The organism is Hoeflea sp. Naph1 (assembly GCF_046837775.1).
GTDB lineage: Bacteria > Pseudomonadota > Alphaproteobacteria > Rhizobiales > Rhizobiaceae > Hoeflea.
On the sequence record NZ_CP177286.1, the window covers coordinates 3691138 to 3712082 of the forward strand.

General features: G+C 60.8%; 21 protein-coding genes. 15 read left to right on the plus strand and 6 right to left on the minus strand.

The features are described 5' to 3' along the window. The first annotated feature begins 112 nt into the window (after positions 1-112). The 6 genes from ACK6D9_RS17765 (at position 113) to ACK6D9_RS17790 (ending at position 3976) form a co-directional block, all read left to right on the plus strand. Positions 113-1225 (plus strand): AI-2E family transporter, encoded by a 1113-nt coding sequence (locus ACK6D9_RS17765; RefSeq protein WP_412049521.1) that lies wholly within the window; start codon positions 113-115, stop codon positions 1223-1225. A 125-nt stretch (positions 1226-1350) separates the two neighbouring features. Beyond that, entirely contained in the window at positions 1351-2289 is a 939-nt protein-coding gene (locus ACK6D9_RS17770; RefSeq protein WP_412049522.1) for a PRC-barrel domain-containing protein, read from the plus strand. 133 nt (positions 2290-2422) lie between these two features. Beyond that, positions 2423-2758, plus strand: coding sequence for a hypothetical protein (locus tag ACK6D9_RS17775; protein ID WP_412049523.1), 336 nt, complete (start codon positions 2423-2425; stop codon positions 2756-2758). 29 nt (positions 2759-2787) lie between these two features. Next, positions 2788-3180 carry a hypothetical protein gene (locus ACK6D9_RS17780; protein WP_412049524.1) on the plus strand — a complete coding sequence of 131 codons (393 nt, stop codon included), beginning with the start codon at positions 2788-2790 and terminating at the stop codon, positions 3178-3180. 27 nt (positions 3181-3207) lie between these two features. Then, a complete protein-coding gene (locus ACK6D9_RS17785) occupies positions 3208-3417 on the plus strand; it encodes a hypothetical protein (RefSeq protein ID WP_322988414.1) in 210 nt (69 codons plus the stop codon). 43 nt (positions 3418-3460) lie between these two features. After that, entirely contained in the window at positions 3461-3976 is a 516-nt protein-coding gene (locus ACK6D9_RS17790; RefSeq protein ID WP_412049525.1) for a Dps family protein, read from the plus strand. 82 nt (positions 3977-4058) lie between these two features. Here ACK6D9_RS17790 and ACK6D9_RS17795 read toward each other — a convergent pair whose 3' ends face one another. From ACK6D9_RS17795 to pcaQ, 5 genes are all read right to left on the minus strand, one after another. Further along, on the minus strand, positions 4059-5462 hold the full coding sequence (locus ACK6D9_RS17795; protein ID WP_412049526.1) for a mechanosensitive ion channel domain-containing protein: 1404 nt from the start codon (positions 5460-5462) through the stop codon (positions 4059-4061). 217 nt (positions 5463-5679) lie between these two features. Then, positions 5680-8817: an efflux RND transporter permease subunit gene (locus ACK6D9_RS17800; protein WP_412049527.1), complete on the minus strand. Its 3138-nt coding sequence runs from the start codon at positions 8815-8817 to the stop codon at positions 5680-5682. After that, entirely contained in the window at positions 8814-9959 is a 1146-nt protein-coding gene (locus ACK6D9_RS17805; protein WP_412049528.1) for an efflux RND transporter periplasmic adaptor subunit, read from the minus strand. The genes ACK6D9_RS17800 and ACK6D9_RS17805 overlap by 4 nt, the downstream gene beginning before the upstream one ends. A 271-nt stretch (positions 9960-10230) precedes the next feature. Continuing rightward, the gene (locus ACK6D9_RS17810; protein WP_412049529.1) at positions 10231-11013 is read right to left on the minus strand and encodes a DeoR/GlpR family DNA-binding transcription regulator; all 783 of its coding nucleotides are present in this window, start codon (positions 11011-11013) and stop codon (positions 10231-10233) included. Positions 11014-11156: 143 nt separating this feature from the next. Further along, complete coding sequence (pcaQ, locus tag ACK6D9_RS17815) at positions 11157-12068, minus strand: pca operon transcription factor PcaQ (protein WP_412049530.1); 912 nt, start codon at positions 12066-12068, stop codon at positions 11157-11159. A gap of 104 nt (positions 12069-12172) precedes the next feature. Between pcaQ and pcaC the strand changes: the two genes are divergently transcribed. From pcaC to ACK6D9_RS17860, 9 genes are all read left to right on the plus strand, one after another. Beyond that, entirely contained in the window at positions 12173-12577 is a 405-nt protein-coding gene (gene pcaC / locus ACK6D9_RS17820) for a 4-carboxymuconolactone decarboxylase (protein WP_412049531.1), read from the plus strand. Beyond that, a complete protein-coding gene (pcaH, locus tag ACK6D9_RS17825) occupies positions 12574-13314 on the plus strand; it encodes a protocatechuate 3,4-dioxygenase subunit beta (RefSeq protein ID WP_412049532.1) in 741 nt (246 codons plus the stop codon). Before pcaC ends, pcaH begins: the two co-directional genes overlap by 4 nt. Before the next feature lies 1 nt (position 13315). After that, positions 13316-13933: a protocatechuate 3,4-dioxygenase subunit alpha gene (pcaG, locus tag ACK6D9_RS17830; RefSeq protein WP_412049533.1), complete on the plus strand. Its 618-nt coding sequence runs from the start codon at positions 13316-13318 to the stop codon at positions 13931-13933. Positions 13934-13947: 14 nt separating this feature from the next. Continuing rightward, entirely contained in the window at positions 13948-14802 is an 855-nt protein-coding gene (locus tag ACK6D9_RS17835; protein WP_412051841.1) for a CoA transferase subunit A, read from the plus strand. After that, positions 14799-15593 (plus strand): CoA-transferase subunit beta, encoded by a 795-nt coding sequence (locus ACK6D9_RS17840; RefSeq protein ID WP_412049534.1) that lies wholly within the window; start codon positions 14799-14801, stop codon positions 15591-15593. The genes ACK6D9_RS17835 and ACK6D9_RS17840 overlap by 4 nt, the downstream gene beginning before the upstream one ends. After that, positions 15593-16798, plus strand: a complete 1206-nt coding sequence (pcaF, locus tag ACK6D9_RS17845) for a 3-oxoadipyl-CoA thiolase (RefSeq protein ID WP_412049535.1) — start codon at positions 15593-15595, stop codon at positions 16796-16798. The genes ACK6D9_RS17840 and pcaF overlap by 1 nt, the downstream gene beginning before the upstream one ends. A gap of 1 nt (position 16799) precedes the next feature. Continuing rightward, the gene (locus tag ACK6D9_RS17850; protein WP_412049536.1) at positions 16800-17858 is read left to right on the plus strand and encodes a 3-carboxy-cis,cis-muconate cycloisomerase; all 1059 of its coding nucleotides are present in this window, start codon (positions 16800-16802) and stop codon (positions 17856-17858) included. 5 nt (positions 17859-17863) lie between these two features. Then, on the plus strand, positions 17864-19036 hold the full coding sequence (pobA, locus tag ACK6D9_RS17855; RefSeq protein ID WP_412051842.1) for a 4-hydroxybenzoate 3-monooxygenase: 1173 nt from the start codon (positions 17864-17866) through the stop codon (positions 19034-19036). A gap of 90 nt (positions 19037-19126) precedes the next feature. After that, positions 19127-20446 carry a L,D-transpeptidase gene (locus ACK6D9_RS17860; protein ID WP_412049537.1) on the plus strand — a complete coding sequence of 440 codons (1320 nt, stop codon included), beginning with the start codon at positions 19127-19129 and terminating at the stop codon, positions 20444-20446. Positions 20447-20484: 38 nt separating this feature from the next. Here ACK6D9_RS17860 and ACK6D9_RS17865 read toward each other — a convergent pair whose 3' ends face one another. Continuing rightward, positions 20485-20856 carry a VOC family protein gene (locus ACK6D9_RS17865; RefSeq protein ID WP_412049538.1) on the minus strand — a complete coding sequence of 124 codons (372 nt, stop codon included), beginning with the start codon at positions 20854-20856 and terminating at the stop codon, positions 20485-20487. Positions 20857-20945: the final 89 nt, after the last annotated feature.

Sequence of the window (20945 nt, forward strand, 5' to 3'; positions counted from 1 at the left end):
TTACGCTCACTCCCAACAGCGCTGAGCGGCAGTCCTCCTTTGTAATCGGCAACCAGACGGGAACCTTTTACCCGCTGTGCGCATTGTCCTCGCTTCTAACAGGGGTAGTGGGATGAAGCGTATTTACCGCATGGAACCGCCGGTGGTGCGCATCGCCGCAAAGACCGGACTCGACGCCAGCCTGGAGTCGAGTGCCCGAATATCCATCATCGTCATTGGCCTGGTTGCGGCTTTCGCAGCACTCGATCAGGCGCAGCCGTTTTTGTCCCCGGTATCGCTCGCGATCATCACCGGACTGATGGCCTCACCGGTAGCTTCGGCGCTCGAGCGCTATATTCCCGCCAGTTTCTCCGCCGCCATTGTCGTGCTTCTATTTCTCGCCATGATTGCCTCGGCAATCGCGCTATTTTCGATGCCGCTGTCGATCTGGAGCGAGAGACTGCCCGAAATATGGCGCGAATTGCAGTTCTACCTGACCGACTGGAGCTCGGCTTTTGAGACGCTCGGCGGCGTTCAGGAACAGATCAAGACGATCGCCGGCGGCAAGGCCCAGATGACGGTCGACATCGCCGACAACTCTGCGGTTGAAGAAATCGCCACGCTGGCGCCCGCGCTGGCGGCACAGATCATCCTTTTCCTGGCAAGCCTGTATTTCTTCCTGGCCACCCGCCACACCATTCGCACCAGCATTCTCTCACTGTGCTTCAGCCGCCGAGCCCGCCTGAGAACCGCGCGGGTGTTCCGTGACGCAGAATGGTTCGTCTCGCGCTATCTTCTGTCGATTTCGGTGATTAACGCTGGCCTCGGTCTCGCCACCACCGTGGCCATGTGGTTGCTGGATGTACCGCAACCCTATCTCTGGGGGATGCTGGCCTTCATCCTCAATTATGTCGTCTATATCGGCCCGGCAGTGATGGCCGGGATTCTGCTCGGCGTCGGCCTGGCGACATGGAATTCACCGCCTGCCGTCTTCCTGCCAATGCTGGTGTATCTGGGGCTCAACATGATTGAGGCCCAGTTCGTCACCCCGCAGGTGATTGGCCGTTCGGTCACGCTCAATCCGTTCTTCGTGTTCCTGTCGCTGGCCTTCTGGATCTGGCTCTGGGGACCGGTCGGCGGGCTGCTCGCGGTGCCATTCCTGCTTATCGGCCATGCCGTCATCCGAAATGCGATCCCGCTCACCATCAAGTCAGCACCGGAGCCTGCCACAATCAAAAAAAATTGAAGCCTGTCGGAACCTTGGACAGTCATCCGCGTTTCTAGACTGTCACACCGCCGCGCCGGACCAGCGCTCTCACACACACGGTCCTGCCCGGCGGGCACATCTTTCGATGCAAAGAGGAAATTACCATGATTAAGACACTTTTGGCCAGCACCGCGCTCGTAGCTCTTGTGAGCACATCCGCCATGGCCGCCAGCCACACCGAAGCCGAATCTACCGCAGCGACTTCCGAAACCGTTGTCATGACGGACAAGGATGCCGCCATGCTCACCGGCTCCAACCTCGCCAGCACCCTGATTGGGTCATCGGTCTACGCCTCGTCGGCTGAAGACGCCGAAGTGATCGGCGACATCAACGACATCGTCGTCACGCCTGAAGGCAAGGTCGGCTCGTTGATCGTCGGCGTTGGCGGTTTCCTTGGCCTCGGCGAAAAAGACGTCGCCGTCAATTATGATCAGATCGAATGGGTTGACCGCGATGGCGACCGCTGGTTGGTCGCCAACATGAGCCGCGAGCAGCTTGAAGCTGCACCTGCTTTTAATCGCGATATGATCTACGCCGACGCACGCAGCACCGAAGAAGGTGTTGATGCAACCCAGAACATGGCAACAGGTACGGATACCGCCGAGCAGGCGCCGGCCGAGGACATGACTGCCGAAAAGATCGAATCCGGCGAAAGCGCAGTCGAAACCGCTGAGAACAAGACCATGGGCATCGACCGTTCGGCGATGACCAGCGTCACCTCGGAAGAGCTCAGCGCCGACAACCTGATCGGCCGCGCAGTCTACAGCGCCAACGACGATAACATCGGTGAAATCGGCGACGTGCTTCTGTCGGCCGACAACAAGGTCGAAGGTTTCGTGCTTGATGTTGGCGGGTTCCTGGGAATGGGTGAGAAGGAAGTTGCCATTTCGCCTGAAAACCTCGACATCCGCGCCGATGCAGATGGCAACCTGACCGTGTTCACGCCGTTCACGCAGGAACAGCTGGAAGCCCAGCCGGAATACTCCGAGGAAACCTGGAAGACCAACCGCGACGACGTCATCATGATCGTCCCGGCTGGCTAATCGCCTCACGAACGCCCGAACGAAAGGCCGCCGGATTTCTCCGGCGGCCTTTTTTGGGTAATCACGCTGCGCCGTGGAACCTCCTGAGGCATCACGCGTTGAAGCAGTGAAACCACAACAAGGAGAATTAACAATGGCCGCCACAAGCAAGTCCACCCGTACCAGAGCAAACGCAAAACCGGTCATGGATGACCTGTCGGACCGCGCCGCCGCACTCCGCAAAGAGCTTGCCGAACTGGGTGAAGCGCTTGCCGGTGCTGGCGCGTTGCAGGCTGGCGTCGCCCGCGAAGCTGCTGAAACTCGCGTCAGTGAACTTCTTGAAAGCGGCGAGCATCTGGTCTCGGAAATGTCCAGGCAGCTTGGCCGCACGGAAAAGCAGGTAAGCCAGGCCGTGCGCGACAAGCCGCTTCAGGCTCTGGGCGTGGCCGTTGCCGCAGGCTTTCTGGCCGCCATCATAATGCGCCGTTGAGACCAGCAATGTCTCCTGCGCTTCCACTCATGAATCTCGTGTCTGGCTATGCCACAGGCAAAGCCCGTCAAATTCGCCGTGATGCGATGCTGATGGCCTTTGTCGGGCTGATGGCATGGCTGGCCTCAGCAGCACTTCTTGGCGCGTTCGCAGTATGGATTGCCCAGACCTACGGTTTGATAGCCGGTCTGATGGCGGCGGCTGGCCTCGCGATTCTACTCGCTGGCCTCGCCCTGCTTGTCCGCGCCGTTCTGCGCATGCGCGCACGGCGCCAACAACGGCAAACGCTGTCGAGCAGCGCCGCCACACTCGGTGTGGTGACCGCCTCGAGTCTGGTCACCCGGCACAAAGGCGTGGCGATTGTTGCCGGTCTGGCACTTGGTGCTCTGGCTGCCTACGCCTCGCGTTCGGACGATAGCTGAGACCATTAACTACAAGGATATTGGCACATGAACAAACCAATCGATCCAATCAGCGTCCGTCAGGCTCGTCAGGGAAAGCCGGTGCTGGCCATTCTGTCGATCAGCCTGGCGCTGGCGATCGTCTCCGGCTGGGTGCTCTGGGGCGCTTTCGCCGCCGAGGATGGCAACGGGTACGCCCAGAACAGTTCGGTCACGACCTCCGACTCGGCCGACACCTCATCTCGAGCCATCAACTGAACGTTTCAACCCGCCTGACCAATTTTTCAAAAGGAGTCTTCCCATGGCAAATTCCGCTCTCGCAAGCCTCACCCCCGAGACCAGCAATGACCGTATCAATATCGGCCTCAAGGCCGACTATCGCAAAGCGATGGCCAAGGACCTCTCGGAGATTCTCGCGGCCACCTATCGCCTGACCATCAAGAGCCATGTCTATCACTGGAACGTTGTCGGCCCGATCTTCAAGCCGATCCATGACCTGACCGAAGCTCATTACAACGCCCTGTTCGCCGATACCGACATCATCGCCGAGCGGATCCGGGCTCTGGGGCACCTCGCCCCGGTCAATTTCGACATGACCAAGTCGTTTGCGCCGACCAAGACGGACGTCGACCAGGCATCTGCGCATGACATGGTCAACGATCTGATCAAGGATCATGAAGAGGCGGTCCGTGACGCCCGCAAGGCCGCAGGCAAGGCCGGCGACAATGACGACGTTGTCACCGAGGATATGCTCACGGCTCGTCTGACCTTCCACGAGAAGGCTTTGTGGATGCTGCGCGCCATCATCGCCAGTTGATCTGACGAGCGCCTAACCGTAAGCCTTAAAACCGGTCGCCCACAGGCGACCGGTTTTTGCGTTCACGACTGTCCGGTCCACATCACTCGATTGGCCGCTTGTCGCTCAAAAGATCTTCCTGATGGCCGCCCCGGGCCCGGTCCTCGGCCACCTGACGGCGGACGTCCTCGTCGGGTGACATATCGACGGCGGCAGCGGGTGTGACTGCCTCTGCTCGCGGCTTCTCCTTGTCGGCGGCCGGCGCTTGTCGCGACGTGCCAATCGAGCCTGCCGACACGGTCTGCCCGATCATCCCTTCCAGCCCGTCGATCTTGACCCGGTAGATTGGTTCCGGAAGCGTGAAGCCCTGCTCCTCAAGCACGGTCTTGACCGCATTGATGGCGGCGCTACGGGCTTTCTGGAAGTCGGTCTCGCGCTGGTCGATCCAGCCATAGAACGCCAGCACGATGTTGGAATCGCCCACCTCGTCGATTCCCGCGGAAGCCTGCGGTTCGTTGAGAATAAAATCCAGCGCCTTGAGCGTTTCGAGCCCGGCGTTCGTCGCATCAATCGGATTGTCATTGGCATCAACGCCGAGCTTGAACGAGAACCGCCGGTGCGGGTTGAGCGTGTAATTGAGGATCACGCCCTTGAACACATCTGCATTGGGAATGCGCAGGTGGTTGCCGTCGAGCGTCATCAGGATGGTGGCCCGCGAAGTCAGCCTCACCACCACACCCTCGAGGTCGTTGATGACCACATGATCATCGGCCCTGAACGGTTGCCGCAGGCTCAGCATCACACTGGCGATATAGTTTTCGATCGTATCCTTGACGGCAAAACCGACCGCGAGACCGACCAGCCCGGCACCACCGGCGGCAGCCCCGAACAGCGCCATCGCATCAAGAATATTCAACGCCAGCAAGATGCCGCCCAAAATGCTGGCGATGCGGATCGATTGTGCAATCAACCTGGCAATGAACGGGTTCGGCGCCACCCAGCGCCAGAACCGCCCGGCCGAGGCGATCAGGTGTCCGAAAAACGAAACCAGAATGAGAGCCAGCACCGCCACCGCATAGAGTGGCCATGCCCTGGTGGCGGTCAGGATCGCATCTTCCGTCTTTTCGATCAGCGGATTGAGGTTGTCCTCGACGCTCAGTGTCCGGGCAATCTTGTCTTCCACTTCGACCGCGCCGTCGATCCTGTGCGCGAGCCTGACCGCACGATCGGCCGAGCTTTCATTGGCGACCTTGCCGGATAGCACGATCACGCCCTTGCGCACCCATACCGTAACGGCGGAAAGCGTATCGATCTCGTCGTAAATGGCTTTGAGCCGCTCGCGGATTTCGCGGTCAGTCTCAGTCGTCTCCTGACGCGATATCGGCGCGGTGACGGTGGATTGGGACGCATCTTGGGCAACAGCGCCGGCCTTAGTGCCCAGCAGAATTGCCATGACCAGCAGCAGCAGCGCCGACGTTTTCATCAAGCCGTACGTCCGGATTGCCATCCCTGTCCCCTCAATCGGTACGATCGGCATTTATCAGCCGGCACCTGCCCAAACCACAAGGTCTCCCGCCCGGAAATCCCCCAGTAGTCAGTTACACCTGAAAACTACATAGCCCGGAATTCAGTTTTTGGCGATGCGCGCAGCCCCCCGGATCAATACGCGTCGCGACCCGCCGCAACTTCGCCAGGAAAATCGGCACACATTGCGCCGATCCGGTTCATTCTGCTGCCTCGGCGACGGCCTTCGGCGCCTTTTTGCCAAGGCCGAAACGGGCTTTCATCCGCTGCCACCATGCGGTGACCTTACTGTCCTTCGAGCGTGTCACGATCATCAGCAGCGACGGCGTCACCACCAGCGTCAGCACCGTGGAAAACGCCAGCCCGAACACGATCGCGCTCGACAGCGAAACCCACCATTGTGTCGACGGCGCTCCATAGGTGGTTTCATGGCCCATCAATTCGAGATTGACCCCGAAAGCGATCGGCAACACACCAAGGATCGCTGTCACCGCCGTCAGCACCACAGGGCGGGCACGTTCGCGGCAGGTTTCAAGAATGGCGTCGAGCTTGTCGAGACCTTCGCGTCTGAGATGGTCATAGGTATCGATCAGCACGATGTTGTTGTTGACCACCACGCCGGCGAGCGCGATGACGCCGATCCCGGTCATGACGATACCGAAGGGCTGCCCCATGATGATCAGCCCCAGGAACACGCCGATGGTCGACATCACCACCGCCGACAGCACCAGCGCCACCGACAGGAACCGGTTGAACTGCGCCAGCAGCACCACAAAAATCAGGAAAATCGCGGCACCGAAGGCCTTGGCGAGAAACGCGCCGGCAGCCTTCTGCTCCTCGTCTTCGCCGGCCATTTTCCAGCGAATACCGAGGTCCCCGAGATTGGCCTTTTCCAGCTCCGCAACAATACCTTGACGCAACGGATCAGCCTGGATGCCTTCATTGATTCCGGCCTGCACGGTGATGGTGCGCACGGCGTTGATTCGTGTCAGCGTGCCGACGCTGGGCGCCGGTTCCCGGGTGACGAAATTGGAAATTGGCACCGAGCCCTGAGCGGTTTCGATCCTTAGATCATCGAGCGTAGACAACGTGCGCCGCTCTTCCGGCAGCCGCAGCCTGATATCCACCGCATCATCGACGCCCGCCGGGCGGTAATCAGTCAGCTTCAGGCCGGAGGTGACAAGCTGCACCACGGTGCCCACTGACGACGGACCGATGCCGTAGCGTGCGGCAACCGAACGGTCGACCTTGATCTCCCAGTCGACGCCGGGCGGCGGCAGGCCGTCGGAAACATCAATCACACCGGGTGTCTGCCTCAATTGCGCAGCCACCTTGCGCGCCACATCAGGCAGCCCCGAGGGATCGACAGCCGACAACTGAATCTGGATCGCCTTGCCGGTCGGTGGCCCTCCTTGAGGCACCAGAACCTCGATATCGGCACCTGGAAACCCGATGAGTTCACGCCGGAAATCATCGAGAATTTCACCCGCTGGCTTGCGCTCGCGCCAGTCGACGAATTCGTACTGAATGACGCCGACCACATCCTCGGCCACATCGGCGCCGCCGCCGCCGACCTTGCCGACACGCGTGTAGACACTGGCCAGCCCTGGCCAATCGAGCATGCGTTTTTCGACCATGCGCACAGCGGTATCTTTTTCCTCGAGCGAAAGATTGCCGCGGGCATGAACATACAACAGCCCATATTCCGGCTCGACATTGGGAAAGAATTCGACCCCCTTGCCATATTTCGCGTAGGCCACAGGAACCGCCACCAGCGCCGTCAGTGTGAAGAACACCACGATGAACGGGTGCCGCACCGCGCGCGCAACGAAGCGCATATACAGCCCGTCGCGCTTGGGGCCATCCTCGACCATGGGCTTGGCAAACATTGCCCCCAGCGTCGGGGTAAACACCAGCGCGTAAAGTAGCGACGCCGACAGCGTCGCAATCAGCGTGATCGGCATGTATTTCATGAACTCGCCGACCACGCCGGGCCAGAACAGCAACGGCGAAAACGCCGCCACCCGGGTGAGCGTTGCGGCCACCACAGGACCGGCCATGCGCCGGGCGGCCAGTGAAAACGCATCACGCCGGTGCATGCCTTCGGTCATCCGTCGTTCGGCAAATTCGGTAACGATGATCGCGTCGTCGACCAGCATGCCGACGGCCAGTATCAGGCTGAACAGCACCACGATATTGACCGTCATACCCGCTAGCGACAGCCCCAGAATACCCATCAGAAACGACGCCGGGATGGCAAAGCCGATCAGCAACGACGCCCGACCCGACAGTGCATACAGGATCACGATGAACACCAGGATCACCGCCGTGAGCACCGAGTTCTGCAGATCCCCAAGCAATTGACGGATCGATGTTGATTTGTCCTGGCTAAAACCGATCACCGCGCCCTCGGGCAGCAGCGCTTCAAACTCGCCCGCCACCGCCTTTACCGCATCCACGGTTTCCACCAGGTTGGCACCGGTGCGTTTGGACACTTCGATGGCGATCGCCGGCCTGCCGTCGAGCCGGGTAACCGTTTCAGCGTCCTTGAAGGTCGCGCGGATCGTCGCCAGATCCTGTGCCCGCACTACAGCGTTGGGCCCGGCAATGATCGGCAGATTGGCGACATCTTCAATGGTCTCGATCAGCAACGGTACCTTGACCGCATAGCGGCCCTCGTTGCCCTCCATGGAGCCGGCCGCGACCACCGAGTTGGACGCATTGACGCCGGCAATCAGTTGATCAAGCTTGAGGCCATAGGACGACAGTTTGACCGGGTCGATGATCACTTCGACCAGATCGTCGCGCGCGCCCTGCAGCGATGCTTCAAGCACACCGCTGACCTCTTCGATCCGGTCGCGCAGTTCGCGCGCCGCACGTGTGAGCGCGCGCTCGGGCACATCGCCCGACAGCGTCACCACCAGAACCGGAAATTCGGAAATATTGACTTCGTTGACGGTCGGCTCGTCGGCCCCCTCGGGCAGGTCCGGCTTGGCGTCGGAAACCTTGTTGCGCACGTCGTCGAGCGCCTTGGACAGATCTGCACCGGCCATGAACTCGATGATGACATTGCCGCCGCCCTGATAGGCGGTGGAGCGCATTTCCTTGATGCCGGTGATATTCTGCAGCCGCGTTTCCATCGGCCTGAGCAGCAGCCGTTCGGAATCCTCGGGCGAAATCCCCTGATAGCTCATACTCACATAGATGATCGGAATTTTGACGTCCGGTTCGGCTTCCTTGGGAATCGAGATATAGGCCATCGTCCCCGAAACGATGAGGAAGAACAGTACCGCGATGGTCAACCGCGCATTGCGGATGGCGATATCAACAAAATTCATTGGGCGGATCCTGCAGGCTTGCCCCCGATACGGGCGACGAGATCACCGTCAGCAGGCACAGCGTTGACCGTCTCGCCATCACTGACCAGATCCTGGCCGGCGACGATGATCCTGGCGTCCAGCGGCACGCCGCCAAGCACCAGTCCCTCGGGCGAATCATCAATCAGATCGATCGGCACGAACCCCACGATGTTGCCGGCTTCGAGAATCCGCAAACCCAGATTGCCGGCAGCGTCGAGCGTGACCACCGAACGCGGCAACCGCACCGCTGTTACGGCTTCCGACTTGACCATGATCTCGGCCGTCATTCCGGCTGGAACCTTGTTGTCGGGATTGGGGATGGCGATTTCAATCGGGAAGGTGCGCGTCCCCGCAGTTGCCTGCATGCTGATATGGCGCACGGTGCCGGAAACGATATCGCCGTTGATAAGCCGCACATCAGCTTTCTGGCCCACGCTGACTTGGGAGATGTCGCGCTCGCTGACTTCGCCCAGCGCCAGCACCGGGTCGAGCTGCAGCAAAACGGCCACCGGCTCTCCCGATGGCATCCAGCTACCCTCCTCCACCATCACCTGGTCGATCACCCCGGAAAAAGGCGCCACCACGGTCAAACGGTCCATATCGGCCTGGGCCGTTTCAAGCTGTGAGCGCGCCGCGGCCAGAGCCGAGCGGGCAGTATCGCTTTGTGTCGCCGGCACGATCCCGTCCTTGACCAGCCGCTCGACATTTTCAGCTTCCTTCTGACGTTGATCCAGCAGCGCCCGTGCGGTTTCCACCAGCGACGCTTTCTCCGCGCCATCGAGCACCAGCACAACATCGCCAGCCTTGACCGCATCGCCCTTCTTGATCTTCAGATCACCGAGAATCCCGGCGCTGCGGGTGGCCAGCGTCGACTTCTTGTCCGGTGCGGTGACGCCCGAAACCCGGATGATGCGATTATGCTGGATGAACTCCGGCTGCATCACTGCAACCGTCCGCAACACCTTTTCAGGCTCAGCGGCAGTCGCCTCGACCTTGGCGGGTTGCTCCGCCTCGTGCTGTGTAGCGCTTCCGATCGATGAAAACTCGCCGGTAAGCACCCAGGCCGCGGATGCCGCAAGAACCACAAATGCGGCCACGGTGTGAAACTTTGGCATCGCCATTACAAATCCGCCTTCAAAAAATAATGCGGCTGGCCAGAAAGATCGAAGAAGTCCCGGAACGGCCGGTACAGGCGCAATCAAACGGCCCTGCGCACATCTAAAGTTCGCGGTATATAGTCAAAGGACTGCGACATAAAAAGGACGCGCGCGCGTATTTGTTTTGTCTGGTTCGCTTCACACGGCCACGTGTCTTCGCAGCAACATATTTAAAACTTTCCATACACACTTCGCGCGTCGTGCCGCGGCAATCCCGACCAGGCCGGAGACTATTTCAGTTTCCGCTCGCATGTAAATCAGCAGTTTCAATCAGCTCAACATCATACTCGCGGCAGATATCGCGAACCGCCTCATCCGGGCAAAAATCGGTGACAAAGGTATCAACCTGCTCCAGATGACCGATGCGCACCGGGGCGGTGCGCTCGAACTTGGTTGAATCCGCCACCAGGATCACCTGCCTGGCATTGGCAATAATGGCCTGGGCAACCTTGACCTCACGAAAATCATAATCCAGCAGCGCACCGTCGCGATCGATTGCCGAGGTGCCGATGACTGCGAAATCGACCTTGAACTGGCGAATGAAATCCACCGCCGCCTCGCCGACAATGCCGCCATCGGAGGCTCGCACCACGCCACCGGCAATCACCACCTCGAACTGCGGAAAGGGACGCATCCGGTTAGCCACATTGATATTGTTGGTAATGATCATCAGTCGCCCATGCTGCAGCAATGCCTGGCTGACGGCTTCGGTGGTGGTGCCGATATTGATGAACAACGAAGCATGGTCGGGAATCAGCGCCGCCGCCGCGGCCCCGATTGCCTGCTTTTCATCGGCGGCGATCTTGCCGCGCTGCTCGTATTCCATGTTCTGCGTGCCCGACGGGATCACCGCCCCACCGTGGATCCGGGTCAGCAATTGACGCTCGCACAAGTCATTGAGATCTTTTCGGATCGTCTGTGGCGTGACGGCAAACCGGGTGGCCAGATCATCTACCAGAACCCTGCCCTCCGCTTTCGCGAGATCAATGATTTCGGCATGACGCGGGGCAAGATACATAAGGCAGGGAATCCAGATGATGAGGGTTTCGCAAACATTCTAAAACGAAAGAAACGAACTTCACAATAGAGCCTATCGGAAGAATATGTCGGTCTCAGCCGCAGGCCCTGCATTCTGGCGGAGACGGCCGGGACGAAGCGCGGTCAGGTCTGCAGGGTGCGCCGCCTCAAAATGTCGGCGAAAAAGATTGCTGCGTCATGCGGACGATCAGCCTCACGGGTGATCAGCCCCACCGCGCCCAGCGTCGACCCGGTATCAATTGGCAATTCTAGGAATTCCCCCGATGCGATTTCCGCCGCCACCACACCGCGCGAGATGACCCAGATTGCGTCGCAGGCGCGCAGGAATGCCCGCCCGAAACTGTCGGACACCGTCTCGATCGCCTGCACCGGCTGGGCCATGCCCTGTTCGACAATCACCCGCTCGACAAACGGATGGATGATCGACCCCGGCTGCGGAACCAACACCGGATGATGTGCCAGAATGTCGGCGGCCACCTGCCTTTGACCGGCCAGCGGGTGGTGCTTCGAGACGATGAATGCCACCCGGTCGCGGTACAGTGGTTCGAAACTCAAGGCCGTCATCAGCTCCGGCGCCGGCATCCGTCCCATCACCAGATCAAGGTCGCCCTTGCGCAAATGGTCAAGCAGCACCCGGTTCTCGCCGGTGATCACCCGCAGCGGGCTTTTCAGACCCGACGCCAGGAAATCCACCACCGCGCCGGGCATCACCGTGGCCGACACGGTTGGCAATGCACCGATCCGCACCGGTGGGCCTGAACTGGTGGCAACATTGGCGAGTGCCGCGATCCCGCCACGCACCGCAGCCAGTCCGGCTCCCGCATGCGACAGGAACACCTCGCCCTGATGCGACAGCCGGATGCCGCGCCCCTCACGCTCGATCAGCGCCGCCCCGACTATCTCTTCAAGTTCCCGGATGGTCCGCGAGACAGCCGGCTGGGTCAGCGACAAGGTGATGGCTGCGCGCCCGACACTCTTTTGCCGCGCAACCTCCACAAAGGCTTCCAGATGCCGGATCTTGATGCGTCGCGACATTCCCATATCAATTCCGAAATGATTGATCGGTCAAAAAATCATTATTCATTTCCATTCCAGCATGTAAACCTCGAACAGAATTGGGAGCCAGTGGGGAGGACCAGATGGCCGATAGCGACAACATGATGCCGACGGGCGAGCGCACACGCCGTGGCGTTCTCGGCGATGCGCATGTCGACAGAGCTCTGGCCGCGACCACCAATTTTGACGCGCCCTTTCAGGACCTGATCAGCACCAGCGCCTGGGAAAAAGTCTGGTCGCGCCCCGACTGGAACCTGCGCGAACGCTCAATGGTCACCATCGCGCTGCTCGCAGCGCTTGGCCATGAGGAAGAACTGGCGATGCACATCCGCGCCACCGCCAACACCGGCGCCAGCGAAAACGATATCCGTGAAGCGCTGCTGCATGTGGCAATCTATGCTGGCGTCCCGGCCGCGAACACCGCGATCCGCATCGCCAAACACACCTTGAGCGAGATGAATGCTGCCAAGGCAGGAGACCAGCCATGAGTTCCAACAGGGCCCCGATCGCAAGCTTTTTTCCAAGAGACCGGCAATGGCACCCCAAGCCGCTCGACCCGGGCTATAAATCCTCGGTGTTACGGGCGCCCTCGCGACCGCTCGTGGCCGTCGCCAACAGCCTGTCGGAAACCGCCGGCCCCGCCTTTGGCCACGACATCATCGGCGCGCTCGATAATGATCTGATCCTCAATTTCGCCAAGCCCGGCATGAGCGCCATCGGCGAACGCATTATCGTCGAGGGCCGGGTGCTCGATGAGCGCGGGCAACCTGTGTCGAATGTGCTGCTCGAATTCTGGCAGGCCAATGCCGGCGGCCGTTACCGCCACAAGAAGGACGGCTATCTCGCTGCACTCGACCCCAATTTTGGCGGTTGCGGCCGCACCATTTCCGGTGACGACGGCGCCTACGCCTTCCGGACCGTCCGTCCCGGCCCCTATCCATGGCCCAACGGCCCCAACGACTGGCGTCCGGCCCATATCCATTTTTCGGTATTTGGTCATGGCTTTGCCCAGCGGCTGATCACCCAGATGTATTTTGAAGGCGACCCGCTGCTTCCGCGCTGTCCGATTGTCCGCACCATCAATGATCCCCGCGCCATAGACCAGCTCACCGCCCGGCTCGACATGAATGCGTCGGTGCCGATGGATGCGCTGAGCTACCGTTTCGATATCATCCTGCGCGGCAGCCGCTCGACGCTGTTTGAAAACCGCATGGAGGGCAACTGACATGCCGAACCCCGACGATTTCCCGCTCTATCCCTTCAAGGAATCGCCATCGCAAACCGCGGGCCCCTATGTCCATATCGGCCTGACCCCGAATTTTTCCGGCATTACCGGTGTCTATGATGCCGACCTCGGCACAGTGATGATCAATGACCAGACCAAAGGCGAGCGGATCACGCTGGAGATCTGCGTCATCGATGGTGGTGGCACACCGCTCAAGGACGCGCTGGTGGAAATCTGGCAGGCCGATGCCGACGGGCTTTACAACGCCCGCAACGAACCGCGCGACGAGGCCGACCCGAATTTCACCGGCTGGGGGCGCGCCGCCGCGGACGCGGAGACCGGCATCCTGCGGTTCGAAACCATCAAGCCAGGCCCGGTTCCCTTTGCCGATGGCCGCCTTCAGGCGCCGCACATCAACGTCTGGATCGTTGCCCGCGGCATCAATCTCGGGCTCAGCACCCGGATCTATTTCGATGACGCAGATGACGATCCGGTGCTGTCACGCATGGATATTCAGGACCGCAAGGCATCCTTGATTGCCCGCGGCGACGGCGGCGGCAAATACCGCCATGACATCCATCTGCAAGGGCCGCTGGAAACGGTATTCTTCGATATCTGAGAGTGAAACAAGCCATGGCACAATTCATGACGTTGCCTCAAGCGGTGGCGCAAAACCTGACCGCCGGCGACACCGCCGCCTTCGAGGGTTTCACCCATCTGATCCCGCACGCGAGCGCGCATGAGGTCATTCGCCAGGGCATCAAGGATCTCACCCTGGTGCGCATGACCCCTGACCTGATCTATGACCAGCTGATCGGAATGGGCGCCGTGCGAAAGCTGATCTTCTCCTATGCCGGCAACCCCGGCGTAGGCCTGCTCAGACGCTTGCGCGATTCCGTTGAGAACGGCTGGCCCAACCGAATCGAGATCGAGGAACACTCCCACGCCGCCATGGCCAATGCCTATGAGGCCGGCGCCGCAGGCCTGCCTTTTGCCATGTTCCGCGGCTACCTCGGCGCCGAATTGGCCCAGGTCAATCCCAACATCCGCTCCGTGACCTGCCCGTTTACCGGCGAGCAACTGGCTGCGGTTCCGGCGATCCGGCCGGATGTCACCTTCATTCACGCGCAGAAGGCCGACCGCAAGGGCAATGTGCTGATTGAAGGGATCGTCGGGGTGCAGAAAGAAGCTGTTCTAGCAGCCAGGCGTTCGGTGGTTACGGTTGAAGAGATCGTTGACGACCTCTGGACCCACCCCAATGCCTGTATCCTGCCAGGCTGGGCTGTCACCGCAATCTGCCTGGTACCGGGCGGAGCTCATCCGTCTTACGCCCATGGTTACTACCCTCGCGACAACGCCAGCTACATTACCTGGGACAAGATCGCCGCTGATCGCGACACGTTTCTGGCCTGGATGAAAGACAACGTTCTCGACGCAACGCCCGAAGATTTTGCCGAGCGCATCACTCACCTGAGGGCCGTGGCATGAGCGTGATCGATTTCACCCCCGACGAGATGATGACGATTGCCGCTGCCCGGGCACTGAAAAACACCGATGTCTGTTTTGTCGGTATCGGCCCACCATCCGCTGCCTGCAACATCGCCCGCATCACCCACGCGCCCGATGTGACGCTGATCTATGAAAGCGGCACCATCGGCACCGCACCCACGGTGCTGCCGTTGTCGATCGGCGACGGCGAACTCTGCGACACTGCCGTCACCACCGTTTCGGTGCCCGAGATGTTCCGCTACTGGCTACAGGGTGGCCGGGTCACCGTCGGCTTTCTCGGCGCTGCCCAGATTGACCGTTTCGGCAATATCAACACCACCGTCATAGGTGACTACGACCACCCCAAGACCCGGCTTCCCGGCGGCGGCGGCGCGCCTGAAATCGCTTCTTCCTGCGGCGAGATCTTCATCACCCTGAAGCAGTCAAAACGCGCCATGGTCGAAAAGATCGACTTTTTCACCAGTTTCGGCCACGGCGAAGGCGGCAATCATCGCAAGCGGCTCGGAATCACCACCAAGGGCCCGACGCTGATGGTCACCGATCTTGCTGTGTGGAAACCCGACCCCGAAACCCATGATTTTACCGTGGTATCATTGCATCCCGGCGTAACCCGCGAGATGGTGCAGGCCCAATGCGGCTGGACTGTCCGCTTCGCCCCGAAGGTCATACAAACATCAAGGCCGTCCAGCACCGAATTGTCGACGCTGCGCGATCTCAAGGCACGTACAAAAGCCACACATTCCGGCACCAAAAATGGAGAAGCCAGCTGATGGCCGACGCTTTCATTTGTGATTATATCCGCACCCCGATTGGCCGCTTTGGCGGTGCTCTCGCCAATGTGCGCACCGACGATCTCGGCGCAATCCCGATCCGCGCGCTGATTGACCGCAATCCCGGCGTCGACTGGGAGGCGGTCGACGAGGTCTATTATGGCTGCGCCAACCAAGCCGGCGAAGACAACCGCAACGTCGCGCGCATGGCGAGCCTGCTCGCCGGTCTGCCGGTCTCGGTTCCCGGCACCACGCTCAACCGTCTCTGCGGTTCCGGCATGGACGCCATTCTCGCCGCCACGCGGATGATCCGCTCCGACGAGGCCGATCTGGTGATCGCCGGCGGCGTTGAAAGCATGTCGCGGGCGCCGTTCGTCATGCCCAAGGCCGAGACTGCCTTTTCGCGCAAGGCTGAAATCCACGACACCACCATCGGCTGGCGTTTCGTCAACCCACAACTCAAATCCCAGTACGGCATCGATTCCATGCCCGAGACCGGGGAAAACGTGGCCGAGGATTATACTGTGAACCGCGCCGATCAGGACGCGTTTGCGCTGCGCAGCCAGACCAGAGCCGGCAAGGCCCAGGCGTCGGGCCGGCTTGCGCAGGAAATCGTGCAGGTGGAAATTCCGCGCCGCAAGGGCGATCCGATCGTGGTCGATACCGACGAACACCCCCGCCCCCAGACCACGGCCGAGCAACTGGCCAAGCTGCCAACCCCGTTCCGCGCTGGTGGCACGGTAACCGCCGGCAATGCTTCGGGTGTCAATGATGGCGCGGCCGCACTGATCATCGCTAGCGAAAAGGCCGCCCGCGCCCACGGACTGACGCCCATTGTCCGCATTCTTGGCGGCGCCACCGCCGGCGTCGAGCCGAGGATCATGGGCATCGGCCCGGCGCCGGCCACCCGCAAGCTCTGCGCCCGTCTCGGCCTCAAGCCCACCGATTTCGGCGTGATCGAGCTCAACGAAGCTTTTGCAAGCCAGGGCATTGCGGTGCTGCGCGAACTTGGTCTCGAGATTGACGCCGATCACATCAACCCCAATGGCGGCGCCATCGCGCTGGGCCACCCGCTCGGCATGTCCGGCGCCCGCATTGCCGGCACGGCGGCGCTGGAACTTGGCATACGCAAGGAAAAACTGGCACTGGCAACCATGTGCATCGGCGTCGGCCAGGGCATTGCCATCGCACTGGAACGGGTCTGAGATGACGATGGGCGGACAGGGCTGGGTTGCCGGGCTGATCGGCGATGAACAGATCGCAAGCCAATTCGGCGACGCCGCCCAGTTTGCCAGTTTCGCCCGTTTCGAGCAGGCACTGATTGCCGGGCTGGCTGAAGCGGGCCGGATTGAACAGCCCGACGCGTCCCGACTGATAAGCCTGATCGAGAGCTTCGAGCCCGACCGGAAGAAAATTGCGCTAGCCGCAGTCCGCGATGGCGTGCCGATCCCCGATTATGTGCGCCAGTTACGCGCCCATGTTTCAGGGACTGGAAGCGATCTGATCCACCACGGCGCCACCAGCCAGGATTTGCTCGATACCGCGACTGTCGAGGCGCTGGCCCGGATCACCGATCTTCTGTCGGAAAGGCTCGACACGCTGTTGGATAACCTCGCAATGCTTGAGGCCCGCGACGGCGCGAACACCCTACAAGCTGTCACCCGCATGCAGCCGGCGCTCGATTTTCACGCCCGTGATCGCCTTGCCGGCTGGCGACGGCCGCTCGAACAGTTACGCGACCGCCTGCCGGATCTGCGCCACCAGACCGAGATCCTCCAGTTTGGCGGGGCTGTCGGCAATCTGCAGGCGCTTGGCGCCGACGCGGAAACCGTTGCCAATACAGTGGCGCGCAAACTCGGGTTGCGCTGGCCCGGACATGGCTGGCATTCGGCGCGCGGTCCTTTCGTTCACTACGCAGGCTGGCTCTGCGAACTTTCCGGCGCGCTGGGCAAAATCGGCCAGGATGTGGCGCTAATGGCGCTGCGCGGCGAAAGCGATATCCGTCTTTCGGGCGGGGGCGCATCCTCGGCGATGCCGCACAAGCACAATCCGATCGCGGCCGAACGGCTGGTGGCTCTGGCCCGCTTCAACGCCACCCAGATCTCCGCCATGCATCAGGCACAAATCCACGAGATGGAACGCTCCGGCGCCGCCTGGATGCTTGAGTGGATGGTGCTGCCGCAAATCTGCGAAGCCACCGGCGCTGGTCTTGTTGCCGCCTCCGGCCTGCTTCAGTCAATTCAACGTCTGGGCACACCGTCATGAAAACCATCTCCACTCAGGTCTGCATCATTGGCGCCGGGCCTTCCGGGTTGCTGCTCGGGCAATTGCTGCATGATGCCGGGATCGATGCCATCATCCTCGAACGCGCAAGCCTTGAGCATGTGCTGGAGCGGGTGCGCGCAGGCGTGCTCGAACAGGGAACCGTGGAACTGCTGGAGCGCGCAGGCGTCGGCGGACGCATGCATGCCGAGGGTCTGGTCCATCAAGGTTTCGCGATCACCCGCGAAGACGAGGTTCACCACATTGATCTTTCCGGCCTGACCGGCGGCAAGACGGTGATGGTCTATGGTCAGACCGAAGTGACCCGCGATCTGGTCGATCGCCGCACCCAATCAGGCGCACTCAGCCACTACCAGGTTGAAGCGGTTGATCCGCAAGACTTTGACACCGATCACCCACATGTCACCTGCCGGATTGGCGGCGAGAATATCCGGATCGATTGCCGTTTCATCGCCGGCTGCGATGGTTTTCACGGCGCCAGCCGCCGCGCCGTGCCCGAAAGCGCGATCCGCACCTTCGAGAAGATCTATCCGTTCGGCTGGCTTGGCATCCTTGCCGATGTGCCGCCGGCCAGCGATGAGCTGATTTATGCCAGCCATTCGCGTGGTTTTGCCTTGTGTTCGATGCGTTCGCACAGCCGCAGCCGCTATTATATCCAGTGCAACGCCGGCGACAGCATCGAGGCCTGGTCGGACGACCGGTTCTGGGACGAGTTGCGCCGCCGCCTGCCCGCTGAAATGGCCGAAGCGGTCACCACCGGGCCGTCGTTTGAAAAATCGATCGCACCACTACGTTCGTTCGTGGCCGAGCCGATGCGGTTCGGTAGCCTGTTCCTGGTTGGTGACGCCGCCCATATCGTCCCGCCCACCGGCGCCAAAGGGCTAAACTTGGCCGCCTCCGACGTGCATTACCTGTTCGAAGGTTTGCGGGCGCATTTTCTCGACCGCGATGAAAATCTGCTCGATGCCTATTCGCAGAGAGCACTGGCGCGGGCATGGCGTGCAGTTCGTTTTTCCTGGTGGATGACCACCATGCTGCACCGTTTTCCTGAACACGCGCCGTTCGAAATCCGGATCCTGGAAGCAGAACTCCTCTATACGCTTGAATCCCAGGCGGCAAAGTCGGCCTTGGCCGAAAACTATGTCGGCCTGCCTTACTGACGCCCGTTTCGCAAAGTTTGTTCAGCTTGTATTCACCATGAATCGGCGATGATGGCTTTGTCATTGCCACACGAAACGCAGGTTGTAGTCATGCTTACCCGTTCGAGAACCCGCTTCGCCGCTGCCCTGTTGTCCCTTGGCGTACTTTCTGCCCCGCAGGCCTTCGCCGCAGGCGAACCGATGGTGCTGGTGACAACCGACGGTCAGTTGATGCGCGACATTCCCGAAGCCGGGACAGTTCGCATTGTCATCGACAATCAGGGACGCCGTCTTGTCATCGACCGGTGGAACGAGGTGATCGGCTTCGAAGTCCCGGCCAGGCAGTTCGAGCAGGCCCGTCCGCGCGGTGAGCGCCGCCAGCGTCGACCCGACCGCTTCCCCGAGCGGCCATTGCCCCCGCGTGACCGCTTTGCCACGACCGAACCGCAAGCCAGCATCGAACGGCGCGACCTCAACCCGACAACTTCTTCGGTGCCGGGCCAACGCGATGAAGAAATCACCGCTCCCGATATCAGCGCTGAACCAGCACCGATTACATCTCCGAATGTCGCAGCAGCACCGAAGTTGACCAAGGCGCAAGTCGCAGCCCTTCAGGTCTATCTTGACCGCAACGGCGTTTCACCGGGCGTAATCGATGGCCGCATGGGCTCGAATGTCCAGAAGGCGCTGGCTTCTTGGTACGAAATCTCCGGTGAACGGATTGACCCCGCCAACACCGATGAAATCGTCACCCGGCTGGCAAACAGCGGCGGGCTGGCCTTTACCACTTACACCATTTCTGCCGAAGACGCTGCCGGCCCCTTTATCGCCTCGGTGCCGAGCGATTACGCCGAAAAAGCCAAGCTCGAGCGTCTCGCATTCACCTCTACGCTGGAGATGCTTGCCGAACGTTTCCATATGGACGAGAACTTTCTCACCGAACTCAATCCCGGCGTCGATTTCTCCCTTCCCGGCGTCCAGATCAAGGTGGTGGCCATCGGTGAGAAAAATTCCGGCACCATCACCCGCATCGTTGCTGACAAGGGCAACAAGCAAGTGCGCGGCTATGATGCCCAGGGCAAGCTGGTTGCCGCCTACCCGGCCACCATCGGCTCGACCGCGACGCCGTCGCCAACCGGCACCTATAACGTCGAGCGGGTGGTTCGAAACCCAGGTTACACCTACAACCCTAAAATCAATTTCAAGCAGGGCGACAATGACAAGGTGCTGGAAGTTCCGCCCGGCCCGAACGGCCCGGTCGGCTCGGTCTGGATCGCCCTTTCCAAGCCCACCTACGGTATTCACGGCACCCCGGAACCCTCCAAGATCGGCAAGACCAGTTCCAACGGCTGCGTGCGGCTGACCAATTGGGACGCCGAAGAACTGACCGGCATGGTCGCTCCCGGCGTGATCGTCAGCTTCATCGAATAGGGCCGGATGGCGGAGCCCGCTGACCTCCCGATCAGTCGTTACCTGTGCTGGTCGATCAAGATCGGATTGCCGTCCGGATCCACGATCATGAAACTGGCCGGCCCGGTGGTGGTTTCGTCCGCCTCGGCTTCAAAGGCGACGTCCTTGGCCTTGAGCTGTTGCTGCAGCTCACGCACATCGGTGAACGCATCAAGCGGCTGGGCGCTGGTGCTCCAGCCGGGATTGAAGGTCAGGATGTTCTTCTCGAACATGCCCTGGAATAATCCGATGACACAGTCACCGTTGGCCAGGATCAGCCAGCCCTGGTCGGCTTCGCCGCCGGTAGCCTCAAAGCCGAGCTTCTCATAAAAATCTCTGGATAAAGCCAGATCCTTGACCGCAAGACTGACGGAAAATGCGCCAAGCTGCATGGGGCTGCTCCCTGTTTCCGTTTCCGGTCCGCCAGTCACCATGACTGTGACTGTGGCGAACAGTCGTGATGGGCGGAAATTCTACAGCA

Coding starts and splice junctions, on each gene's coding strand:
- pcaH (WP_412049532.1), top strand. CDS start 12,574: ATGAGTTCCAACAGGGCCCCGATCGCAAGCTTTTTTCCAAGAGACCGG.
- ACK6D9_RS17805 (WP_412049528.1), bottom strand. CDS start 9,959: ATGGCGATGCCAAAGTTTCACACCGTGGCCGCATTTGTGGTTCTTGCG.
- ACK6D9_RS17775 (WP_412049523.1), top strand. CDS start 2,423: ATGGCCGCCACAAGCAAGTCCACCCGTACCAGAGCAAACGCAAAACCG.
- ACK6D9_RS17835 (WP_412051841.1), top strand. CDS start 13,948: ATGGCACAATTCATGACGTTGCCTCAAGCGGTGGCGCAAAACCTGACC.
- ACK6D9_RS17840 (WP_412049534.1), top strand. CDS start 14,799: ATGAGCGTGATCGATTTCACCCCCGACGAGATGATGACGATTGCCGCT.
- ACK6D9_RS17780 (WP_412049524.1), top strand. CDS start 2,788: ATGAATCTCGTGTCTGGCTATGCCACAGGCAAAGCCCGTCAAATTCGC.
- ACK6D9_RS17810 (WP_412049529.1), bottom strand. CDS start 11,013: ATGTATCTTGCCCCGCGTCATGCCGAAATCATTGATCTCGCGAAAGCG.
- ACK6D9_RS17850 (WP_412049536.1), top strand. CDS start 16,800: ATGACGATGGGCGGACAGGGCTGGGTTGCCGGGCTGATCGGCGATGAA.
- ACK6D9_RS17860 (WP_412049537.1), top strand. CDS start 19,127: ATGCTTACCCGTTCGAGAACCCGCTTCGCCGCTGCCCTGTTGTCCCTT.
- ACK6D9_RS17800 (WP_412049527.1), bottom strand. CDS start 8,817: ATGAATTTTGTTGATATCGCCATCCGCAATGCGCGGTTGACCATCGCG.
- pcaQ (WP_412049530.1), bottom strand. CDS start 12,068: ATGTCGCGACGCATCAAGATCCGGCATCTGGAAGCCTTTGTGGAGGTT.
- pcaF (WP_412049535.1), top strand. CDS start 15,593: ATGGCCGACGCTTTCATTTGTGATTATATCCGCACCCCGATTGGCCGC.
- pcaG (WP_412049533.1), top strand. CDS start 13,316: ATGCCGAACCCCGACGATTTCCCGCTCTATCCCTTCAAGGAATCGCCA.
- ACK6D9_RS17790 (WP_412049525.1), top strand. CDS start 3,461: ATGGCAAATTCCGCTCTCGCAAGCCTCACCCCCGAGACCAGCAATGAC.
- pcaC (WP_412049531.1), top strand. CDS start 12,173: ATGGCCGATAGCGACAACATGATGCCGACGGGCGAGCGCACACGCCGT.
- ACK6D9_RS17770 (WP_412049522.1), top strand. CDS start 1,351: ATGATTAAGACACTTTTGGCCAGCACCGCGCTCGTAGCTCTTGTGAGC.
- ACK6D9_RS17865 (WP_412049538.1), bottom strand. CDS start 20,856: ATGCAGCTTGGCGCATTTTCCGTCAGTCTTGCGGTCAAGGATCTGGCT.
- ACK6D9_RS17765 (WP_412049521.1), top strand. CDS start 113: ATGAAGCGTATTTACCGCATGGAACCGCCGGTGGTGCGCATCGCCGCA.
- ACK6D9_RS17785 (WP_322988414.1), top strand. CDS start 3,208: ATGAACAAACCAATCGATCCAATCAGCGTCCGTCAGGCTCGTCAGGGA.
- ACK6D9_RS17795 (WP_412049526.1), bottom strand. CDS start 5,462: ATGGCAATCCGGACGTACGGCTTGATGAAAACGTCGGCGCTGCTGCTG.